Origin of the sequence: Bacillus sp. RC252 (assembly GCF_044909215.1) — a bacterium.
GTDB lineage: Bacteria > Bacillota > Bacilli > Bacillales > Bacillaceae_G > Bacillus_A > Bacillus_A mycoides.
This window is the reverse complement of the sequence record NZ_JBIYDV010000027.1, coordinates 29,645-51,337: the sequence shown is the minus strand read 5'-3', so window position 1 is coordinate 51,337 and position 21,693 is coordinate 29,645. Positions and strand designations below refer to the sequence as shown.

Sequence of the window (21,693 nt, the reverse complement as noted above, 5' to 3'; positions counted from 1 at the left end):
ACTCAATTCACGTTCCTTGAGGAAGGAGTTTTCTTGGCTAAAATGATAACAACATGTTTGGTAGTAATGCCAAACATGCTTATATATCCGGTGTTTATTTTGTGAAATATTTTAGAAGGGGGATATAATTATGAGAGTGTTTTTATCCAGGGATGCAGCCGTGAACATGGATTTAAGACAACTTGAAATGAATATTACGTATGTACTTGTAAATTATGGTGAACCAAAAACTGCTCTTATGAAGAAGGTTCAAATAAATATTACTAAAATTGAAGATATGAAACTTAAAGTAGAAGTGATTGAAGAGAGAGAAGGACCAAAGGTGTATGGTTTCTCAATTAAAGACTTTTTTGATGAACTAGTCAAAGGAGTAGAAAATCATCCGAAATTTAATTTAACATACTATGATATTGATGATGCTAAAGGTATTGTATCCTATGGTTTTAATTTGAATTCAAAGACACCTAATATAGGGATTAATGAATTTGTAGATTTTATAGAGAGGCAAATTACTGAAGTACATTTAGAAGTTTTTAAAGCTTTTAATTTACCAAAAAACAAACCGGAATAGTTAGTTCATGTCGTAATACATGAAAGGAAACAGTTATTAATTGCAATGACCTTTTTACTTGAATATGTATGAATTAATTACCTCGGATGTACACAAACATTAGAGTTGTTGATGGGTTGTATAATATTATGTAATCACATATAGGAGCTGGGTAAATGAAAATAGTTGCATGGAATGCAGGTATGGCATTTAGGAAGAAAATCGACAAAATATTACCGCTTAAGGCAAACATATTAGTAATTTCAGAGTGTGAAAAACCGGAAAAATGGGAGCGGAGTGTTGTTCAAAATAGTACCGATAACTTTTTATGGGAAGGGGATAATCCAAATAAGGGTATTGGAATAATTACTTTAGATAAAAGGTATAAAATTGAAATTCATCCCGATTATGATAAAAAATTCCGCTATATCATTCCATTAAAAGTCAATGGTGAACAGGAGTTTATTATGTTTGCAGTTTGGTCACAAAAGGGTGAAAAACGTTATAGTAGTTACATAGGCCAAATATATTTAGCGTTAGAGAAATATGCTTCTTTGCTAAAGGAGCCATGTATTATTGTAGGTGACTGGAACAGTAGTAAGGTATTTGATCATATCAAAAGAGTTAAGACACATTCTGAGGTTGTTAAATTTCTTGAAGGGTTTGGGATTAAGAGTGCCTATCATCATTTTTCTAAGGAAGAACATGGTGAAGAGTCGAAAGCGACCCATTATTTTAGAAAAGAAAAAGCGAGACCATTTCATATTGATTTTCTGTTCGCTTCAGAAATATTACTGGATCAACTAAAATCTTTTCATATAGGATCTCGTGAAGATTGGATTGAGTTCAGTGATCATATGCCAATAAGTGCTGAATTTAATAGGTGAAAAATAATTTTATAGTATCTTAAATTAAATTGGAAAAACCACCTATTAAAAAAACAGGTGGTTTTTCTGCCAATTTTAAATACAAATAATTTTCTATTATCTTTTTTATATTAAAAGTTACTAATTCGCATTATACCCGTATTCACGTGTACCCAACTTTTCCTTATAAATATTTTCAATATCGAGTATTTCATCATTAGTAATTGTTTTGGGTAAAGTACGTAATATCGAAAAAAGAAAATCTTGTTTACGTTCTGGATTATTTTCTAATAGCTCAATTAATTGCTTATTACCTCCATGTCCAGTTTTAGCGTAAAATTCCCATCTTCCCCATATCCCGCCTTTTCCTATTCCACCATATGCATTTGCTTTACCTACATATAATTTCCCTGTTTCTCTATCTAAAATTGCATAGATTCCTGCTACTGAGGAAAGCATTTTACACCAAGTGGAGTTAACATCAGGGTTATCGTATAATTTTTTTAAATCGTTGTATGTAAGTGTAAAATCTAGAAATCCTGGAAACTTACGAATTGCTCCTTTTTGAATTATTTCTATGATATCAAATTGTTTTCTCTTTCTGGCTGCCTTTACCTTTTTTAGTGGTGCAAACCACATGTGAAATGTTCGCTCTGACCAATTAATGATTATCCGATCCTCTAGTTCCTCAAATCCTTTGACTTTTTCCATTTCATAATAGTATTCATTACCCTTTTTGTACTCAGGTTTCATCCAATCATAAAGTTTATCAGTAATGAATTTTTTGGGATTGGATTTGCTTAACACCTTGTAAACACCTATAAATACAGCTTTTTTACCTTCCTCAAAGTCTAGGAAGCTAACCACATATTCACATTCTCCAAATACATCATCTTTTTGATGTTTCTGGTATAACTCTAATTGTCCTTTTTCATATAAATCAACAACATCAATTCTATCCTCATCTTTATGCCGAACGATTTTAATGTTTTTAGATAAATCTAAGCCATAACTCTCTAACATTTTCTCTACTGTAAGCATAATTCCCCTCCTACTTATATGATAGTATTATTTGGATAAAGAAACATCATAATATTTATGGATAGAAGTCCTTATACAGGCGCAGTAGGCGGCTATGATAGCACAACGATTGCCGCTTCATTTGCAGCGCAGCATCTTCTGTTAGTAGTAGTTCGTAATATACCAAATCACACTTGAATCAAGGGTTGATTTATACTTAATTAAATTGAATCTTTTTAGATTTATAGTTAAAATAAAAGTATACTTTTTAATTTTATTTTTATATCCACAATTATCAGCGGTCTTTCGGACTGAGAATTAAGCTTAATGTGCTTAATATCTTTATCCGAAGACCGCTTTTTTGTGGTATTAAAAAGTAAAAATATTAAAGGGAGATGTGAGTATGAGTAATATAGGTAACAAGTTAAGAAGTGGCTTTTTCGCGACGCCGGAGCAATAAGGAAAATATCTAGTTGAACTATTTAATAAACCAAAAGGCTAAATAAACATATTTGATCCAACTTGCGGCGAAGGGCGAATATTAAAGCAAATAGCAGAGCATCTAGATAGTAAAAAAAATCTAATAAAAACATACGGAGTTGAGGTAGATAAGGCTCGAAGCAAAGTTGCTATGGAATTTTTAGATTACTGCTGTAATGCAAATTAAGAAGAAAGTAGAACGAATACTAAAAGATAAAGTAAAAGGGTTTGAATATGAAGAAACAGAATTTGTGATTGATGAAATAATCGTATTTGGTACAACTATTTTATCAGATTCAGATGTTTACGAGCATTTGTATCATGTGGCAGCCTATATACAATTCGAAGATATCGAAATTGTAACTGAGACGAAAAAAAACAATTAAGAAGAAACGGAAAATGGCAGAAGGTTAATTAGTGATTAATTCATTTGTTTTTTGAAAAATGCGAAAGTAAAGGAGGTTTTAATAAAAAAATTAAAAAATTAAGGGAGGAAATTGTAATGATAGGTGAGACTTTTAAAAATTTATTATTAAGTTTGGCTGGTTTAATAGTGGGGTTAAGTGCCATATACTTAATAATTAAATATAGCTTCAAATTAACAGTAGAAAAAGCTATACCTAATTTAATAGCCTATGCTAGCTTATATTTACCAGGAGTTATAACATTTGGTTTAGTTGGATACTTTTCTAATTCATGGTTTTTTGGAATTGTAATGGGTGTTATAGTTGAGGCAATTCGTTTCTATGGGTTAGGAAGAAAACTAAATCAAATATCCTCTTCTTTAAGAGCGATAAAAGTGAAGATTGCTATAGGAAAAGCAAATAAAATAGCAAATGCTAAAAATAAGCCTTTAGAGGTAATTGAAGCTGCTGAAGTTAATATTGAAAAAGAGAACATAGTACAAGAGCGACTAGTAATTGAACTGAAAAAAGAACAGAAGGAAATTAGAAAAACAGAAGAGCTAGAAATAATTGATGATGCAGATGATGTTGAAGAGTTAGAGGGAATGGAAGGATTAGAACGTATTATGGTACTTGAACAAATAGAAATGGTCGAAGAAACTAAAGGTGATGTATTAGTGGAAAATGGTACTACGGTAAAACGTGAGCGCAAACAGGCTGAAAGTACACCAGATACACAGAAAATTTATGAACAACTACAACTGGTTATATTTAATGGGAAATTAGAAAAGAAAGATGATGAAATTAGTTTTGATTAATAAAAATGCTATTATCATTGCTAAAGGAACCCTATGAATGGGGCATAAAAAAACACTCTCCGAGTTTACCTCGAATCCGTATAGATTCATGGCAGGTTTTTAGTTTGATAATAATGTGATCAAGGAATAGACGAATAATAAAGGTTGTGGCGTAAAACGATGTTATTTGCAATCGCTTTTTGTCGGAATTACAAGTTTTTATAGGTTTAGGCAAGCTGATAACATAAGAGCCTGTTTGCATGTGCTACCTTTTTTTATGTACAATAGTAATAAGAGATGATATAGACAGGGAGAGGAAATCCATGTCCACTAAATTAGTAAACTTACGCATTGATTTTGCTTTTAAACAGTTATTTGGAACAAAAGGAAATGAGGAAATTTTAACGGGTTTCCTAAATGCAATTTTAGAGGAATCTTTAGATGCACCTATTACTTCGCTACAATTAGATGATCCACATCTCCATAAATCTTATGAAGATGATAAGTTATCGATTTTAGACCTATTAGCAACGCTAGATAATGGAACGCAAGTAAATATTGAAATTCAGCTTCGAAATACACATGATATGGTAAAGCGATCTTTATATTACTGGAGTAAACTTTATACATCCCAAATGCAAGAAGGAATGCCATATCGTTCACTTCGGAAAACTATTACCATTAACTTACTAGATTTTATTTTATTTTCTCAGGATGATGCATTTCATACCATCGGACAATTATGGAATATTAAAATGCAGCAACTCTTAAGTGACGACATTGAAATCCATTTTGTAGAGATACCGAAATTGGTAAAACAATGGCGTGAAGAAAAAGTGAATCCATGGGAAAATACATTTGTTCGTTGGATGTTATTATTACCAGCACATGAAGATGAACATTTAACTCAAACATTGGAGGAGATTGCGATGAATCAAGATCCAATTTTACAAAAGGCAATAAATAAATGGGAAAATATGAGCCATGATTCTTCTTTCCGAACAGCATATGAAGCTCGAGAGAAATTACTTCTAGATGAACAAGCTAAGTTAGCGCATGCAGAACAAGAGGGCATGGAAAAAGGAATTGAGCAAGGTAAGATGCAGATGATTCGAGGGATGTATGAAATTGGTGTACCGCTTGAAACTATTGCAAAAGCAAGTAAGTTGAGTGTGAAGGAAATAGAACGTATCTTAAATCTAAAATAAATATATGTGAGTATACAGAACTCATGAGTAGAAAAAATTAGACGTTCATTATCATAGTACGGTTAATGGGAAAGCATTGCTGAAGGTTTCAGCAGTGCTTTTTCTATATCATTTAAGGCAATTGATCTTTTGTTAAAAAAGTCAATTGCCTTTTTACGATTTAAAAATATTTTAACTTTGTAATAAAGGAACCTAAATCATAACCTGTTTTTATTATAGCTATAGCTGAAATCACAATTAATGGATATTTAATATATGGATTGTTGAGGAGTTCCATTATGTTTTTCATGTTGTAAACCTCCATGGCATTATTTATATCATTATATTTATTATCTCAAATATAATGATTGACAGTCAATATAATGTAAAGAAAGATACTTAATTGAAGGAGAACTAAACAAAATAATGGATAACAAAACCTTTATTTTTATCATTCCTTCTACAAGTAATTAGGAGTCAGTATAGCATATAGAAACAGTTCTTAGGAAAGAAACTATTAAGCAATTGAAGTAAGCCTCTACTTTCACCATATTTAGTTTGAAAATTAGATTGTCCGATTCTTTTGAAACATAACTATAATAATTCAATTTCAATTTCAATTTCAATATCATAGGCAACTCAATTATTATATAGAAATACAAATTCAATGACTTGAATTCAATGTTTTGTTACGCTATAAATAGCTTGATTTGTTTTTAACTTAAACATATTAAGAGTACTTAATAATTTTTAGGAGGCTTTTTTGAATGAAGTTATGTAAGGTGAAAACCTGGCTACCATTATCTGCTGCAATGATTACAATAGTATCAAATCCAGTAGGAGCTGCGGCTTCAACAGATTATACGGTTCAAAAGAATGATACTCTAGAAGCAATAAGTAAACAATATGGAGTGTCCGTACAATTAATTAAACAAGCTAATAGCAAAGCTAATGATCAAATTAATATTGGAGAAAACGTAACCATTCCAAGTTCATCAACTACAAACGAATATGTTCAAAAAAATAATTCAACAGATTCAACTAATACATATCAAGCAATTTACCAAGTGAAAAGCGGGGATACATTAAGTTCTATTTCACAACAATATAAGGTTTCAATACAGTCTATTAAACAAACCAATAATGTGGACGGAAGTCAAATTTTTGTCGGTCAACACTTAAAGATTGATACTGGTATTTCATTACAAGAAGTGGACTTAATGGCACGATTAGTAAATGCAGAAGCAGGAGGGGAACCGTATGCAGGCAAGGTTGCAGTGGCAAAGGTAGTATTAAATCGGGCTAATGCAAATGGTTTTCCAAATACAATTACAGACGTAATTTATGAACCCATTAAAAATGGTTATGCATTTACTCCTGTTACAGACGGTAGAATTAATCAGCCTGCTACACAGGAAGCAAGAATGGCAGTAGAAGAGGCTCTCACTTCAAAAGGAACAAATTCTGAATGGCTTTATTTCTATAATCCTCAAACATCGACTGACAAATGGATTACAACACGTCAAACCGTTGCACAAATTGGAAACCATCTGTTTGCTAAATAAAATAATATTACATTAATAGGTTTCCAATGAGATAAGGAGAGGTTATTTTTGCGTGTAGTTCATTCACTATTAGCAATATTAGCAGTTATATTTTTAATTTGTGGTGTTATTATTCACGAGTATGTATTGGTGTTTTTGGTAGGGATTTGTTGCATGGTGATAGTAAGTTTTATGATTTCTAGTATACGTAATTGGAAAGTAAATAGAAAGCGTATTTCTATCGTATATTTTACTTGTGTATTAATATTATTGCTATTAACACTATATCTTTTGTTTGTCACAGTTTATACACGTTCTTTGGAAATATAGTAGTTTTACATCTATATCAAAATCTCTCTGATAATGTTCTTTCTGTGGGTTTGAAATAAATCCACGATGTTTGTAAGAAAGACGTGAAGCTTTGAACAAAGTTGCGATGTTTATAAAAATGATGCGATGCTTTATCTCATTGACCAAAGAATTTTAAATGCGTTTGGATTGGATTCTTTTGCTTATTGTACAGTTAGTTTTCTATAAAACTTAGATTTTCAACGACTTTATTGTTATTTTTTCGTTTGGTGAAATATTTTTTATCAAAAATTAAACAACTTTATTTTCATTCTACAGTAGATACTTCCATATGAGTATACTAGCAAAAGAGACTCTATAATGGAGTCTCTTTTACTATAAGATATTTTTGACTCAAGTTTCATTTATTATATCTTTAAAATATAGTTTCATATCCTTAGCTTCGAATTCATTTATTTCAAGGGGGGAGCGCAATCATCACATTTAACATTTATACTTAGCATGGAATTCTTTTATTTTACATCAATAATATCCATGAATTTAAGATTAATTCTGTTATAAAAAGCATCTGTACATAGTATAGAACAATTCAATGGATCAATATCAGTTACGGTCATATAGTTAGTAAGCAAATAGCCATCTTCGTAATATGTAATCAACACCTCTTCTTCAGATAGTAATGAGCATAATAACATGTTCTCGATAAGTTCTTTTTCTTCAGAAGTTAAGATTGGACGTGCTACTTTATTCTTTTCCTTAATAATCTCACGTATACCATCAAATTGTTCTGTCATTGCAGCAAACGGCGTCCATTTCACCATTCCTCTTCCCTTTGGCATATTAGCGTTGTTCATGATTTGTGTCCTCCTAACAATGTGTTTCTGTATCTTGCTGTAGCACTATTTGTATAAGAAATTCCTCTTAATATGCTGTTCTTACCAAACTTAGTGCGTATTTCATCCATTACCTTCGTTAATTTCATTTCTTTTTCTCGTTGTATTACATTGTCAAAAAGAGATATTTGTTCTTCACCTTCATTGATTAAGTTGGTTAAAGAAACATTGATAGATCTAATTGGTTCCCCGGTATAAAACTTATGTAAAAAATATGTACAAATATGATAGATATCCATTGTTAAATTAGTTGGTCGGTTCATAGTGTGAGTTTTTCTGAAACCACCAGCGTAATTTTTACTGTAACCAATGGAAAAATGGATTGTTTGAGCTAGTTTGTTTTGTCTTCTCATCCGATAACAAACTTCCTCGATATGTTCCAGAAGGATAATCAGAAATTCTTCTATTGTGTAATCACGCATGAGTATTTGGCTTTTACCAATTGAAGTTGTTGCTGGTATGTATTTTTCTGCAATGCGGCTAAAATCAATGCCGTTGCTATGTAAGTGTAATTCTTCGCCAATAACCCCAAAACTTTGTTTTAAGTATTTGAGCGGGTATTGCGCTAAATCTCCGATTGAATATATTCCTTTTCGATTTAACTTTGCTTCTGTTTTACCCGAAATCCCCCAAAACTTACTAAGTGGTCGTATCGGCCATAATTTTATGGGTACATCTTCGTACTTCCAATATGCGATGCAGTCTTTTGCTTTCTTCGCTTCCACATCTAAAGCGATCTTACTCATTAAAGGATTAGGCCCAATCCCAATCGTGCATTCAATTCTTGTTTTCTCATATATTTCACGTTTGAATTTCAACGCGAATTCATATGGCTCATTCGCAAACAGATGGATACTATTTGTAATATCCATAAAGAATTCATCGATGCTGTATTGGTGGAAATCTTCAATCGGAACGTATTGTAAAGCTAATTTTGTTATGTAATTTGAGCATTTGATATAAGTTCCCATAATTGGGTTTACCACAAGAATGTCTTTACGTCGTGGTATTTCGTATAATCTTGCCATTTTCTTAACACCTAATGCCTTTAGTGGTGGTGTTGCAGCTAAAACAATGGAGCCACTCCTGTTTACATCTCCTACTACAGCTAATTTGGTATGAAGTGGGTTTAAGCCCATCTTGATACAGGACACACTTGCATAAAAGCTACGAAGATCTACACATAAAACAATTCGATTTGGCAATATTGAGTAGTCATACACCTTTATTCCCCCTCAAACAACAGAACGTCCGTTCTTATTATATGCGAATATACGTTCTTTTATAAAGGGTTTTTTATAAAAAAATAAAACTGACTCTAGTTAGCCAGTTTTTACATATCCCAAAAGTCGGTGGATTTAACGTTGGGTTTTATTTGCCTAATAACTTTTAAAATCTTTTTCATTACAGTTGGACTAGGTATGTATTCTTTATCATTGCACGCCTTTGAAACTGTAGGACGACTTAATTTCGCGGTCTTTTCTAAATCATTTTGGGTGAAGCCATTCCGATCTAAAAAATTACCTAATTTCGTTCGGTTTTTACCTCCGAATTTCCAAAACACTTAAATCCCTCCTGAACCTATTTTCAACATTGTGGACATAAATGTAAAAAACTATTCGCATAGACGGAAAAAGTTTTTTACATAATGTACAAGCTGTCCACAATATGATGTATCAAAGCAGCTACCACGTTATTTATTAAGGTAGAAGAATACGAGGTTACCAAAGTAAGTTGCGAATGATTACCACAGTATTTATCAAGATATCTACCAAGGTAAAACTACCACGGTATTAAGTAGATGAAGCTATGTAATATCTACATTCTAAATTCTGTTTATAAAGGGGGCATTTAAATGCGTGCTAGTAAAGAAGCAATTCCTTTTCGCGAGTTTATGGATCGGTCATACAAAGATAAAGAAAAAAAAATACGTAAATACAATTCATTAAGTCCTTTCGCATTCCTTCATATGTCGGATCAGGTATTACATACTTACATTGCATTAGGAGTTATGGGAACGATTTTAATCGGAGTAGTCATGTTAGAAAAATACTTGGTGCGACATGACTATATATCAGCAGCTAAATTTGTAAGTGAAGGTATTTATCACGGAACGCGAATTGGTGGAGTTTGCTTGATTGGATATGTATTTGTTCGTATCGTAATCATGTTTTAAGGAAGGAAGGGAGTAATGGGGATTATAAAGGAGTGGCTTCGTACGCAAAGGTTAAGGAATCAGCTTATGGAGGTGTTCGGAAAAGCAGGTTTATATACGGAACATCAAACACGCGGGGGGAAAGTATCTATTTATCCAAAGGTACATACGGTTTCTTCCTCAGCAGAAAGTGTGAGATATGTGTTTACCATACCAAACGGTTTAGATCCACAGAAGATTGAAAAGAAGTGGTTTTGTTTCCAGCAAATATTAGGACGAAATATTACGATTGAAGGTGATGTAAAAAAATTTGTCCTACATGTATTTCGTTCAAATGCTGGACTAAAATCGTACAATTATTGTTATAAAGAATGGAAGCCACTATTAAAAGATTACCGTTTACCTGTTGTGGTCGGCAGGGACCAATTCGGAAAAATGATAGCGTACGATATGATTGATTCCAATTCACCGCACTTATTAATTGCAGGAGAAACGGGAAGCGGGAAAAGTAGTATGGTACGTGTTGTATTATCCACACTTATTCAATATATGTCTCCTGAAAAGTTACATTTGTACCTTGGTGACTTAAAAAACTCTGAATTTCATTTTTTGCGTAGAGTGAAGCATGTAAAAGAAGTTTGTATGGAAGAAATCGAAATGAAAATAATGCTTCAAAAGTTATGGAAGGAAATCAGAGAACGAAGAAAACTTATGGAAGAATATGAAGTTGATCATATTGATGCGTACAACAAAATAAATCCTAATTATCAAAAACCATATATTCTACTTGCTATTGATGAAGTGGCTATGCTTAAAGATGAAAAAGAGTGTATGTCTACGATTGAAAAGATTTCGGCAGTCGGGCGATCACTCGGAGTTTTTCTTTTGCTTAGTATGCAGAGGCCAGATGCCAAGGTGTTAGATGGTAAGTTAAAACTTAATATGACTGTAAGAATGGGCTTTAAATGTGATAGTGTAATTAATAGTAATATTATGGGTACTCCTGGTTCAGAGTATTTAGAGCAATCTGGCCAAATGATTTTTAAACGAAATGGATTAAAGAAAGTGCAAGCTCCTTATTTAGAATTAAGTAAGGCGAAAAAAATTGTTGAACCATATCGCATGTCTAAAGAGGAGAAGATACTCAAGAATTCATCGCAAGAAGAAATTCCGTTATTTGGGGTGTTAGATGATGAAGAGTAGAGATAAAGGAATTCTGAATGATTTGAAGCAATTTAGATGCATGTCCCGAGACGATATTATTGACTTGCATTTTCAAGGCTTAAAGAATGCGATAACCTGCTGTAATACGGTTATGAAACGATTAAGAAGAGACGGTCATGTTGATGCTAACGTATTGCAACACCCATACATTTATTTTCCGCAACCTAGTTCTATCAGAAAGACGAGTCAAAAAATTCCTCATTTCCTTGGTATTGTGGACGTATACAAACAACTTGTTCATTATGAAAATCCTAAGTTATTCAAAGTGGAACCAAAGTATGGGAAGGAATATATGGAGCCGGATGCTTTTACTATATGGCGTAGGTCGCCATTCTTTATTGAAGTTCAAAAGTCAGTGTACAGTAAAAAGATAATGCAAGATAAGATAAACAGATATGAGTTATACTTCCATAGTCAAGAATGGCATAATGAATATTGGCAACCGAAAACTTCTAAATTCTTTCCTTCAATTCTTATCATTACCGACAAATATTACGACGTTCAATCTCCTTATTTCCGTATATTCCAGGCGAATTCTATAGAGAGTTTTATGAATAATTTAGTAGTGAAATCATAAAGAAAGCCTGCATAGTGCAGAGCTTTTTTTCTTTCAATAATGTATTAAGTCATGTGTGATAATCGTTAAAAGGCAATAAATGTGAAGAGTGAATTTGAAGCAAGTTATGAAATAGTAAAAAAATGAAGAAAGTAATTGTTTAAATAATTTTTAATGGTTAAGCGAATATCTCATTTATAAACATTGATATAGGTAATTTTGTTATCTTTCGAAAATGTAATGTTGACGTAATGTTTTTGAATTTCTCTTCAAACCAGAACAGATTAAGATTACAGTATCATAGAAAATCAATGAGGTGAACAATATGAAAAAATATATGGCACTTTTTAGTCTTTTAGTTGTATTTGCAAGTCTACTAGTTGGATGTGATATCAATCGTATGGGTAAAGATGAATATTACGTTCAAATTACAATGGATGGAAAAGAGGGAGTTTCAAAATCTATGGATGGTAAAGTGATGGGAAAGGAGTATGAATATACATTATCGGGTTTTGATAAGGAAGGTAAAGAAAAAGAGTTAGAATTTATGGCACAAAAGAATCTTCGTAAAGAAGCATTCCTACGTGTATATCACTCAGAGAAAAAAGGTGTAACAGCTTGGGAGGAAGTGCAGGAAGACGAGCTCCCTAAGAAAGTAAAAGAAAAACTAGGTGTGAAATAATCAGTTATTTGTGATGGTGGATTCTCCTACATAGAGGGTTCGCCGTTTTTTATTATATGTTATTTTTTAGTTTTTTATATAAAGCATATTGAAAAGATAGGGTAAATCTTCTGAAATGATATCTCCAAAATTAATAACTTGTACGATAACCTCTCAATTATCACTAAATCCATTCATATCAACAAGTTGTCCCACATATCACTTTGTACCAATATCTTTTAAAGTACGCTAAAAAATGCCCTTTATCTTATCTTTATCTTATCTTTACCTTATCTTTAAATTTTTATATTAAACTTAAAACCTTAAAGTATTGATGTTTGAGTCTAAAAAAGTGCGGGAGATAGATGTTCATTACATAGTTTGTAAATAACCAATTATCTTTGGAAAATTGAATTTCTTATACGAGGAGTAATATATGAAGGATATAAGTAAAAACCAAATTATAAAAGTGTTCCTTATTAGTATTTTAGGTTTAGGAACAATACTTGGAATGCTATATTTTAATCATAAAACCAATATTCAACAAAATAAAGCGCTAGCCACAGAAAAACGTGTATTGCAATATGAGTCTACCTTGAAAAAAGAATTAGAAAAATATAATTTAGGAGAAAAAACAGTAGTTTTATTAGGAATTATGTATCAAGAGAGTAGAGGTGAGGGAAACGATCCTATGCAGTCATCCGAATCACTTGGATTAAAGCCAAATGAAATTCAAGAGACAAGCTTGAGCATTGAACAAGGGGTAAAGCACTTTGCTAAAATGTACAAATATGGAACGGACAAGGATGTTAGCATGGATACAATTATTCAAAGCTATAATATGGGGCCAGGGTATATTGATTTTATTGCTAGTCAAGAAGTTAAACAACACTCGGAAGATTCGGCTAAAAAGTTTTCTAAGATGAAAGTTGATCAAAATCCAGCGATGTACACTTGTGGTGGAAATCAAAATAATTTTAGGTATCCATATTGTTATGGTGATTTCACATATGCATCAAAGGTGAATGAAAAAACAAAACTTATTGAAGAACGTCTTTGAAATGTACATGACTCTTCTAAATAAGCTGTGGAATTAAATATAATGATACCGTCAGCTAATAATATCTAAGAAAAAAACTAGTTTTTTCTTAATTCACATAATTTTCGAAATTAAAATCTATGGATGTTAATATTTGTTATATAATGTATTTGTCAAAGCATTACCCCTGTAGTTTCTATGATGAATCTGTAAGATAGTTTGTTTGCCCCGTATATTCATCTTAAACTAAAAAGAACTTGTAGAGATTCCTACAGGTTCTTTTTGATTTAAGGGTTATATGTGGATTTAAAATATAGTTACAATTTTTTGAGGGGGGAAAGTAAATGTTTGTAAGAACAGAAAGATTATTAATACGAAAATTTGAGTTCAAAGATTGGCAAGCTGTCCATGAGTATACATCAGATATCAATGTTATGGAATACATACCTGAAGGGGTTTTTACTGAAGAAGATACAAGGAACTTTGTGAATGAAAACATTGGTAAGAACGCTAAGAACTTTCCTGTGGTATTAATAGATGAAGATATCCTAATTGGTCATATAGTTTTTCATAAATATTTTGGTGAGCATACTTATGAGATTGGTTGGGTGTTCAATTCAAAATACTTCAATAAAGGATATGCTTCTGAAGCAGCACAAGCTACATTAAAATATGGCTTTAAGGAAATGAAATTACATAGGATAATAGCTACATGTCAGCCACAAAATATCCCATCATACCGAGTGATGGAGAAGATTGGAATGAGAAGAGAAGGCTATTTCAGGAAGTGTATACCACATGGGAATGAATGGTGGGATGAATATTATTACGCTATTTTAGAAGAAGAGTAGTGTCTCAGAACGCATCATTTAAATTGTGACAAAAAGAATTATAAGTTATTCCTAGGAATATTTGGATAAATTTTGTTTAAATTGTTAAAATGAAAATATATAGTATATTCTATTATATAGGATATTAATGTATGCTTTATTATTAAATTTTAATGGAGCTTTTGCAAAGTTCATCCATGGACGTAATACAGTAACTAATAAGTAAAGAGGAGGGGAAACTATGGGAAAAAGAATTATACATTTGGAAGGGGTTATTGTTTTAATAGCGGCTATCTATATTTACGCATTAAATGAGTTTAGCTGGTTAATATTCTTATTGCTACTTTTGGTACCTGATGTTTCAATGCTAGCATATCTGATCAATAACCAGATTGGTGCACAGGTTTATAACTTATTTCATACTTACATAGTATCAATATCACTTATTTTAATAGGAGTTTTTCTAAAATCAGATGTTCTTCTTATGATAGGTTTAATTTGGACGTCTCATATTGGAATGGATCGTATGCTAGGGTATGGTCTAAAATATAAAACAAGTTTTAAAGATACTCATATTCAAAAACTGTAGGATTTTGTAAGAGTAAATATTCATATAGATAATGGTACATTGATTGAACTACCCCCACTTTCACTTCGTTTAGAAGAGGGGGATTCCTAAGTAAAGAGTTCTATCGAACTCTAATTTATTAGGCTAACCCCGCAGTCCTTGCGGTTAGAAGCCTTATCGCTTCATTCTTTAGATTGATACTTGCGTTAATATCCCTATCATGGTGTGTACGACAAGAAGGACAGTCCCATTTACGTAGGTTTAGATTTTTAACGTCTTTGTTTTGATATCCACAACAAGAACATAATTGGCTTGAAGCAAATGTTTTCGATACGACAATGACTTGTTTGCCGTACCATTTTGCCTTATATTCCAACATAGTTCGAAACTGTGACCATGATACCTCACTAATTGCTTTTGCCAACTTCTCTTCTAATGATCGAAAAAACTTCGGATTTTTATAGGTTGTTCCATCTGACAAAATGGCGAAATCTTTTAGTCCCACATCCATTCCAATGTAAGAATTTGTTTTCGGAAGTTCTTGCACTTCTGTTTCAACTAACAATGACACAAAGTATCTGCCAGAAGGGTTCCGTCTAACTGTAGCATTTAAAATACGTCCCTTTACTTCATGACTTTTGGCAAATCGAACAAGACCTAGTTTTGGCAACTTCATTTTGTTCCCTACAACGGCAATATTTTCATTTGTTTGTTTTGTGGTATAAGATTGCACGTTGTTTTTCTTGGATTTGAAACGCGGGGCACTGTTTTGTTTTTTGAAAAAGCGTGTATAAGCATCCGCAAGGTTGCGAACAGACGACTGAATCGCAATACTATCCACTTCTTTTAGCCAAACAAACTCTTTCTTCATGGCAGGAAGTTTGGCAGAGCATGTACCATATGTCAAACCTTTTCCTGTTTCTTTATATGCATTATCCCATAGAGATAGGAAGTGATTGAATACAAAACGAGAACAGCCAATCGTTTTATTGATTAGAATCGCTTGTTCTTTATTTGGATAGATACGAAATTTATATGCTTTATTGATCATCATTCGTTTCACCTCCATTTCGATATGTGTCTATTGTACAACAAACATACATTCGATAGGTAGTGAAGTAACAGTTTATGTATTTCGAACAATTAAGATGGCTTCCTGCCATCCCTTGTCCGAAGCCAATTCATCTCCCACCTACTCACTTCGCGTTCCTTGAGGAAGGAGTCTTCTTGGCTAAAATGATAAAATAAATGGTATATATCAGAAAATGAGGTGTATTAAAAATACACCTCATTTTCTGATATATATTATATTAATTTTTAATTTAGTCATGGATGTTTTTATAACCTTTGGAGAAGAGCTCTTAATCCTATTTATTTAATCCCATAAAGGCTGAGACGTCTTTTTTAAATTTTTTCTTATTTAGCCCCTTAATTTTAGAGATGTAGATATCAATAGAATCTAAATTTAGCTGTAGATGCTGTTGAAAACCTTGATTAATCTGGTCTTGAACAGTTTCCGCAATGGATTTAATACTATGTTGATTAGGATAAGACAGGTCAATAGTAACTTTTACAGTAGGGAGAGTGAACATATTAATGGTAATCTTTTTACATCTAAGTACTTCTGCTACAGATTCACATTGCCTTTTTATGATTTGTTCTAAAGTTTTATTGGAGACGTGAATAGAGTCTTTATGGAAGTTGGGTGTGACAACTGTTGTTTCTCCCATTAATTCCTTGTTTGGTGATAAAATTTTGATTCCTTGTTTAATTATCTTTCGAAAGAAGTTTTGATCAATTTGATTATGTGGTACAGGAATGACATGCTTTCCTTCTGTTTTACGTACATATTGTGCCATTTTCATTTGCGTTAGAGATCTAATTTCTCCGATATTGATGTGGTGATTAATTGATGGAATCCCTAGTCTTAATGCAATTAAATCTACCATTTCTTTTGAAGTACCGATAATTAAAATTTTGTTAATTTTCAATTTACTTAAGGTGGTCTTTACTTCTTTTGCATGATCATTAAAATGAAAAATTGCTCTTTTTACAGCAGTAAAAGAATTTTTTTCATATTTGGCAGAAAAACCAGCTGCTTTTTTCCCATTTACAATTAATAGGCCATCATCGATAATAGCTGGAATATTATTTTGATATGAAAAGGTGAGTGCGACTGTGCTTTTGCCAGTACCACTGGGCCCACTCAAAGCGTAGACTTCTATAATAATCCCTCCTTAATATTTTTTAGGTATTATCTTGTTGAATGATTTTTGATATAAAAAATGCTTCTCTATGTTGAAAGAGAAGCATTTTTGTTTGAAGTATCTAAGCTGTAGCGAGCTTCCTGTGTTTTTGAATAGTTCTCTGAATTTTTATAGGTTGATTCGAGATTATAAGTTATCGAAATAAATTAGAGAATATTGTTAATGAGGCAGGTTACAGATTAATAAAACTCTATCTTTTGATAGTTTTGTACGGCTAACTTAGGTTCATTCATATAGAAGTAAGTGTCCCCTATTTTTTTAAGAACTGTATTTACTTTCTTTTTTTTATTTTTCTTCTTATAGCTTGATAATGCTTCACCATAACTATTAATTGCTTTCGAATATTCTTGTTTATGACAACACATGTCTCCTAATAATTCATAGATTTGATCCATGAATACAAAGCGATCTTCAGAATATAAAACATCATTACAGTATTTTTCGGTTTCTTCTAATTGCTTTTCATTGAAAAATGCTTTAGCTAATTCTAATTTAATGTTACTAATACTTATTGATGGCAGATTTAAGTTAATAGAGGAGTCCAAAGCCTGTAATAAATATTTAATTCCTTTTTTTGTCTCGTTATTTCTTACGTATAGTATCCCTAAGTTTGTATGAACACCGGATTCGTCAGCTTTCTCATTTGATAATTTACAGAAATGTAAGGAGTTTAAAAATTCACTTTCAGATTTTTTGTAATCCTTTAATTCCATATAACATACACCTAATGCCATATGAATTTTTCCTTGCATGTAGAAAGTATTCATTAGCTGATTTAATTCAATTGCTTCATCTAAAAAATGAATAGCGGAATGATATTCCTCCATTTGTCCATGAACTATGGAAAGGCTTAGAAGCAATGAAATTTTGTTTGTGTCTTGAATTTGTTCATATATAGAAATCTTATATGCTCTTCTTAATGTTTGCAGGGCAAGTTGTAAATTTCCTAACCGTATAAAGGTATATCCAAGTCTATCTAAACTCTTTAGAAGCCAGATATCATTATTTTCGCCTTCAAGGTGTTGAATACTCGCCTCGTAGAAGAATCTTGCTTTTTCATAATCCTTATCATATTCGCAATACTTGCCCCTAATCCAATTGAAAATACCGTGTTCTAAATTTGAAACATCCATATTTTCAATGGTTCTCTCTAACTTATCGATAATTTTCTTTGCTTGTTCAAATTGAGAAGTTGTTACATAGTTTTCAGAAAGTTTCAATTGTCTACCTAATTCTAGCGTACCCATCTTTTTATCTATAGGCTTTAGAAGGATATCATCTAGTGTACAATTGAGTTTTTTTGCGAACTTTTCTAAGACTTCATATGTTGGCTGTACAGATCCTTGTTCAATTTGACTTAAATAGCTTCTTGTAATAATGCCTTCTGCTAAATCTTGTTGTGTTAATTTAGCTTTCTTCCTTAGAGATTTAATCTGCTCACCTATCATAGTTACATTACCTCGTTTCTTCTAACTATAAAATATGAATTTAATATTAAAGATAAAAGAGTACATATATGAGTTTTCTGGATACTTCAGTAAGTGGAAAAACAAGGTTTAAAAACAATTTAAAACATAGATTCAATTATAAGTACGCTTTTCTTAATACAATATTAACATTTGTTTAACAAAAACACAAAAAAAATTTTTTGTTTAAAAATGTTTACTTATAAATATAGGAAGTTTTAGTGATTTTATATAATTTAACATTAATTAAACAAAAATAATAAAAACAAATTTTGTTAAAAGATGTTGACTGGAAGTTTTGGGAAGGGTATGATGAACTCACACGAGTTAACAAAAACTAAACAAAAAACAAAACAAACAAATTTTGTTAAAAGATGTTGACTGAAAGTTCTAGAAAAGATATGATGAACTCACGGAAGTTAACAAAAACTAAACAAAAAACAAAACAAACAAATTTTGTTAAAAGATGTTGACTGAAAGTTCTAGAAAAGGTATGATGAACTCACGGAAGTTAACAAAAACTAAACAAAAACAAAACAAACAAATTTTGTTAAAAAAATGTTGACTGCAGGATTTTCTTACCATATTATGAAAGTGTACAAGGCATTAAAAAATATAATTAAAAATTAAAGGGAGAGATTAAAATGACATTTAAAACAATTGGAAAGTTACAATCTATTTTGGCAGTGGTAGCTATTATCGTGACGGTTACAGATCCTGTTTGGCCATTAGTATAAAAACTAATATGCTAACAAAAATTAAAAAAGAATATCAGTAGGATTATCAAAATCTTTAAGATTTCGAAGAGCTAATAAACTCTCTCTAAATCAAATGTCATAACTTTTTTGCTACTCGAACTTAAAGAGGAAAATTACCGTAGAGAAAGAAAGGGGAAAAGTACAAATATTGAGATAAGTCATTTTCATATGTTGACTAATAGAATCGAATTAAATCTTAATAGGAGTATCTTAAAATACGAAATAATAGGAATTGCATAAGTGATAAATGATATAACTCCTTACTTTTCATATATCAGAATACTTGTCGAAATACTTATGCAAAATGAAATTGAGGGAAGGAAATATATGAAATTATTTTGTATCCATTATGCTGGTGGATCAGCTAAGGTATTTCAGTCATTGGTAAAACTGTTAAACAATAAATTAGAAGTTATTCCATTGGAACTTCCAGGTCGTGGAAAACGCTTCTTAAAAGAATTGATATACGACTTTGAGAAAGGTTGCCAAGACTTAATTGCTATGATTAAGCAACACTTGAGTTACAAAAACGAGGAGTTTTCCTTGTTTGGCCATAGTATGGGAAGTTTATTGAGTTTTGAACTTGCGCATCTACTGGAAAGTCAAGGGTTTTCAGTAAAACATGTATTCTTAACAGGAACTCGACTTCCTTATCAGTATGAAAATGATTCACTAGTAGATGTAAGTAAGAGTAATGAGGAAGTTATAAAAAAGATTAAAGCATTAGGGGGAACCCCCAATGAAGTAATAGAAAATCCATACTTTTCTAAAATCTATCTTCCTATTATTAAAGCAGACTTACATATGATAGGATCCTATAGGTACCGAAAGATTGGAGAAAGGTTAAATACTCCAATTACAATAATTAATGGCACAGAGGATCCTCTTACTAACAATGAATGGGACAAGTGGTCAGAATTAACGAGTAAGGAAGTGCAGGTTATGACAGTAGAAGGAGGGCACTTCTTTATAAATGAGCAACAGGAATTTTTGGCTAAACAAATTAGTTTACAACTTAAACAAGATCAATTAATGCACATTTAGATGAAAAGTAGGAGGTAAAATGAATAAACAATATCTTGGGGAATTAAAACAATTTGTAGAGTTGCATATTAAATCTCAGAATTTAGAGCATACGTTTCCATCGGAAGTACTCAATCGAATTTCTTCATATGATACAGAAACAGAAGGTTCATGGGAATATGAATGGTTACAAGAAGGGAATAGAGTGTTAAACCAAGATAAGTTAGAAGCCATACAGTGTTTCAACTTCGCACGATTTCCCTATGTTGGTAATGAGACACAACAGAAAGTATATGATAGTTTACTAGAGAATTTTAACACTTATGTATCTCATACAGATATTAAACAGGAATGGTTACAACTTAAAAGTGGAAAAATTAAAGTATATACTTCAAATCTTGATAAAAAGAAGCCTTTATTAATTGTAATGGGCGGTATCGTTTCCATTAAAGAACAATGGTATAAGTTTTTAGAGGTAGGACCAAAGTTAGGGTTTTCAGTTATTGTTACGGAATTTCCTAAAGTAGGAGAAAATACAATCCCTTTTAGAGTGGACTCGTATAGGATGATTCAAGAAATATTAGACCATTTTCAAAATGAGGCGGATGTTAATCATACATATTATGTCGGTATGAGCTTTGGTGGACAATTAGGAATACAATGTGCTTTGCAAGATAGTAGAATAAAAGGAATTGTAACAGTAGGTGCTCCTTTATATGAATTCTACCATCTGAAGGATCAAGATTGGCGTAATATTCCTTCTGTTACTAGAAAGACATTAAGTTATGTATGTGGATTGACAGAAGATGAGTTAAGAAAAGAACTTGTAAATTTTCGTATAGATGTAAATGGCCTAAAAAGATTGAAAATTCCTATAACTTATGTGTTTAGTTTACAGGATGAAATCATTCCAATTACAGAATTGACATTTATTAAGCAGTATATTAATAATTTGGATCTTATTACATTTGATGATGTTCATGGTTCACCAAATTACATGGGACAAATTCAACAATTAATCCCAGCGAAAGTAATACAGCAATATCAAAATAATCAACATGCCATACAAGTGGAGAATCATATTTAGGGAGGGAAA

The 21,693-nt window shown here is 31.7% G+C and carries 24 protein-coding genes and 1 pseudogene; 16 read left to right on the top strand and 9 right to left on the bottom strand.

What is annotated here, in order from left to right:
* Nucleotides 1–130 precede the first annotated feature (130 nt).
* Nucleotides 131–571 carry a hypothetical protein gene (locus ABH960_RS26865; protein ID WP_404449460.1) on the top strand — a complete coding sequence of 147 codons (441 nt, stop codon included), beginning with the start codon at nucleotides 131–133 and terminating at the stop codon, nucleotides 569–571.
* Between the two features lie 155 nt (nucleotides 572–726).
* Nucleotides 727–1,437, top strand: coding sequence for an exonuclease/endonuclease/phosphatase family protein (locus ABH960_RS26860; RefSeq protein ID WP_404449458.1), 711 nt, complete (start codon nucleotides 727–729; stop codon nucleotides 1,435–1,437).
* A gap of 120 nt (nucleotides 1,438–1,557) precedes the next feature.
* Here the strand turns inward: ABH960_RS26860 and ABH960_RS26855 are convergent, their stop codons facing one another.
* Nucleotides 1,558–2,457, bottom strand: coding sequence for a GIY-YIG nuclease family protein (locus ABH960_RS26855; RefSeq protein ID WP_404449456.1), 900 nt, complete (start codon nucleotides 2,455–2,457; stop codon nucleotides 1,558–1,560).
* Between the two features lie 481 nt (nucleotides 2,458–2,938).
* Between ABH960_RS26855 and ABH960_RS26850 the strand changes: the two genes are divergently transcribed.
* The 4 genes from ABH960_RS26850 to ABH960_RS26835 all read left to right on the top strand — a co-directional run bounded on the left by ABH960_RS26850 (nucleotide 2,939) and on the right by ABH960_RS26835 (nucleotide 5,325).
* Entirely contained in the window at nucleotides 2,939–3,103 is a 165-nt protein-coding gene (locus ABH960_RS26850; protein ID WP_404449478.1) for a DUF6094 domain-containing protein, read from the top strand.
* Nucleotides 3,093–3,302, top strand: coding sequence for a hypothetical protein (locus tag ABH960_RS26845; protein ID WP_341093791.1), 210 nt, complete (start codon nucleotides 3,093–3,095; stop codon nucleotides 3,300–3,302). The genes ABH960_RS26850 and ABH960_RS26845 overlap by 11 nt, the downstream gene beginning before the upstream one ends.
* Nucleotides 3,303–3,418: 116 nt before the next feature.
* Nucleotides 3,419–4,138 carry a hypothetical protein gene (locus ABH960_RS26840; protein ID WP_404449454.1) on the top strand — a complete coding sequence of 240 codons (720 nt, stop codon included), beginning with the start codon at nucleotides 3,419–3,421 and terminating at the stop codon, nucleotides 4,136–4,138.
* A gap of 302 nt (nucleotides 4,139–4,440) precedes the next feature.
* Entirely contained in the window at nucleotides 4,441–5,325 is an 885-nt protein-coding gene (locus ABH960_RS26835; RefSeq protein WP_341093795.1) for an Rpn family recombination-promoting nuclease/putative transposase, read from the top strand.
* 160 nt (nucleotides 5,326–5,485) lie between these two features.
* On the opposite strand, the gene ABH960_RS26830 is transcribed toward ABH960_RS26835, so the two are convergent.
* On the bottom strand, nucleotides 5,486–5,614 hold the full coding sequence (locus ABH960_RS26830; RefSeq protein WP_255262163.1) for a hypothetical protein: 129 nt from the start codon (nucleotides 5,612–5,614) through the stop codon (nucleotides 5,486–5,488).
* A 457-nt stretch (nucleotides 5,615–6,071) separates the two neighbouring features.
* On the opposite strand from ABH960_RS26830, the gene ABH960_RS26825 reads away from it, so the two are divergent.
* On the top strand, nucleotides 6,072–6,869 hold the full coding sequence (locus tag ABH960_RS26825; protein ID WP_003193333.1) for a cell wall hydrolase: 798 nt from the start codon (nucleotides 6,072–6,074) through the stop codon (nucleotides 6,867–6,869).
* Between the two features lie 800 nt (nucleotides 6,870–7,669).
* Here ABH960_RS26825 and ABH960_RS26820 read toward each other — a convergent pair.
* The 3 genes from ABH960_RS26820 to ABH960_RS26810 form a co-directional block, all read right to left on the bottom strand.
* Complete coding sequence (locus ABH960_RS26820) at nucleotides 7,670–8,011, bottom strand: YolD-like family protein (protein WP_064472538.1); 342 nt, start codon at nucleotides 8,009–8,011, stop codon at nucleotides 7,670–7,672.
* The gene (locus ABH960_RS26815; RefSeq protein ID WP_404449451.1) at nucleotides 8,008–9,273 is read right to left on the bottom strand and encodes a Y-family DNA polymerase; all 1,266 of its coding nucleotides are present in this window, start codon (nucleotides 9,271–9,273) and stop codon (nucleotides 8,008–8,010) included. The genes ABH960_RS26820 and ABH960_RS26815 overlap by 4 nt, the downstream gene beginning before the upstream one ends.
* Before the next feature lie 110 nt (nucleotides 9,274–9,383).
* A complete protein-coding gene (locus ABH960_RS26810) occupies nucleotides 9,384–9,614 on the bottom strand; it encodes a helix-turn-helix domain-containing protein (protein WP_000498616.1) in 231 nt (76 codons plus the stop codon).
* A 291-nt stretch (nucleotides 9,615–9,905) separates the two neighbouring features.
* Between ABH960_RS26810 and ABH960_RS26805 the strand changes: the two genes are divergently transcribed.
* From ABH960_RS26805 to ABH960_RS26790, 4 genes are all read left to right on the top strand, one after another.
* Entirely contained in the window at nucleotides 9,906–10,226 is a 321-nt protein-coding gene (locus ABH960_RS26805) for a hypothetical protein (protein WP_404449449.1), read from the top strand.
* Nucleotides 10,227–10,241: 15 nt separating this feature from the next.
* Nucleotides 10,242–11,408 carry an FtsK/SpoIIIE domain-containing protein gene (locus tag ABH960_RS26800; protein WP_404449447.1) on the top strand — a complete coding sequence of 389 codons (1,167 nt, stop codon included), beginning with the start codon at nucleotides 10,242–10,244 and terminating at the stop codon, nucleotides 11,406–11,408.
* 22 nt (nucleotides 11,409–11,430) lie between these two features.
* Complete coding sequence (locus tag ABH960_RS26795) at nucleotides 11,431–12,006, top strand: replication-relaxation family protein (RefSeq protein WP_098079891.1); 576 nt, start codon at nucleotides 11,431–11,433, stop codon at nucleotides 12,004–12,006.
* Nucleotides 12,007–12,310: 304 nt separating this feature from the next.
* The gene (locus tag ABH960_RS26790; RefSeq protein ID WP_098500730.1) at nucleotides 12,311–12,667 is read left to right on the top strand and encodes a YxeA family protein; all 357 of its coding nucleotides are present in this window, start codon (nucleotides 12,311–12,313) and stop codon (nucleotides 12,665–12,667) included.
* A gap of 78 nt (nucleotides 12,668–12,745) precedes the next feature.
* Here the strand turns inward: ABH960_RS26790 and ABH960_RS26785 are convergent.
* Nucleotides 12,746–12,865: pseudogene (locus tag ABH960_RS26785) on the bottom strand (vancomycin resistance histidine kinase VanS); the annotation flags it as partial.
* Between the two features lie 217 nt (nucleotides 12,866–13,082).
* On the opposite strand from ABH960_RS26785, the gene ABH960_RS26780 reads away from it, so the two are divergent.
* From ABH960_RS26780 to ABH960_RS26770, 3 genes are all read left to right on the top strand, one after another.
* Nucleotides 13,083–13,706, top strand: coding sequence for a lysozyme family protein (locus ABH960_RS26780; RefSeq protein ID WP_404449445.1), 624 nt, complete (start codon nucleotides 13,083–13,085; stop codon nucleotides 13,704–13,706).
* Nucleotides 13,707–14,029: 323 nt separating this feature from the next.
* Complete coding sequence (locus ABH960_RS26775; protein ID WP_404449443.1) at nucleotides 14,030–14,536, top strand: GNAT family N-acetyltransferase; 507 nt, start codon at nucleotides 14,030–14,032, stop codon at nucleotides 14,534–14,536.
* 220 nt (nucleotides 14,537–14,756) lie between these two features.
* Nucleotides 14,757–15,104 (top strand): DUF4260 domain-containing protein, encoded by a 348-nt coding sequence (locus ABH960_RS26770; protein WP_404449441.1) that lies wholly within the window; start codon nucleotides 14,757–14,759, stop codon nucleotides 15,102–15,104.
* Between the two features lie 118 nt (nucleotides 15,105–15,222).
* Here ABH960_RS26770 and ABH960_RS26765 read toward each other — a convergent pair whose 3' ends face one another.
* The 3 genes from ABH960_RS26765 to ABH960_RS26755 form a co-directional block, all read right to left on the bottom strand.
* Nucleotides 15,223–16,137, bottom strand: a complete 915-nt coding sequence (locus ABH960_RS26765) for an RNA-guided endonuclease TnpB family protein (RefSeq protein ID WP_404449439.1) — start codon at nucleotides 16,135–16,137, stop codon at nucleotides 15,223–15,225.
* Between the two features lie 313 nt (nucleotides 16,138–16,450).
* Complete coding sequence (locus ABH960_RS26760) at nucleotides 16,451–17,293, bottom strand: hypothetical protein (protein ID WP_404449437.1); 843 nt, start codon at nucleotides 17,291–17,293, stop codon at nucleotides 16,451–16,453.
* Nucleotides 17,294–17,529: 236 nt separating this feature from the next.
* The gene (locus ABH960_RS26755; protein WP_404449435.1) at nucleotides 17,530–18,798 is read right to left on the bottom strand and encodes a helix-turn-helix domain-containing protein; all 1,269 of its coding nucleotides are present in this window, start codon (nucleotides 18,796–18,798) and stop codon (nucleotides 17,530–17,532) included.
* 1,103 nt (nucleotides 18,799–19,901) lie between these two features.
* On the opposite strand from ABH960_RS26755, the gene ABH960_RS26750 reads away from it, so the two are divergent.
* Complete coding sequence (locus tag ABH960_RS26750; protein WP_404449433.1) at nucleotides 19,902–20,618, top strand: thioesterase II family protein; 717 nt, start codon at nucleotides 19,902–19,904, stop codon at nucleotides 20,616–20,618.
* 19 nt (nucleotides 20,619–20,637) lie between these two features.
* A complete protein-coding gene (locus tag ABH960_RS26745) occupies nucleotides 20,638–21,684 on the top strand; it encodes an alpha/beta fold hydrolase (RefSeq protein ID WP_404449431.1) in 1,047 nt (348 codons plus the stop codon).
* Nucleotides 21,685–21,693 lie beyond the last annotated feature (9 nt).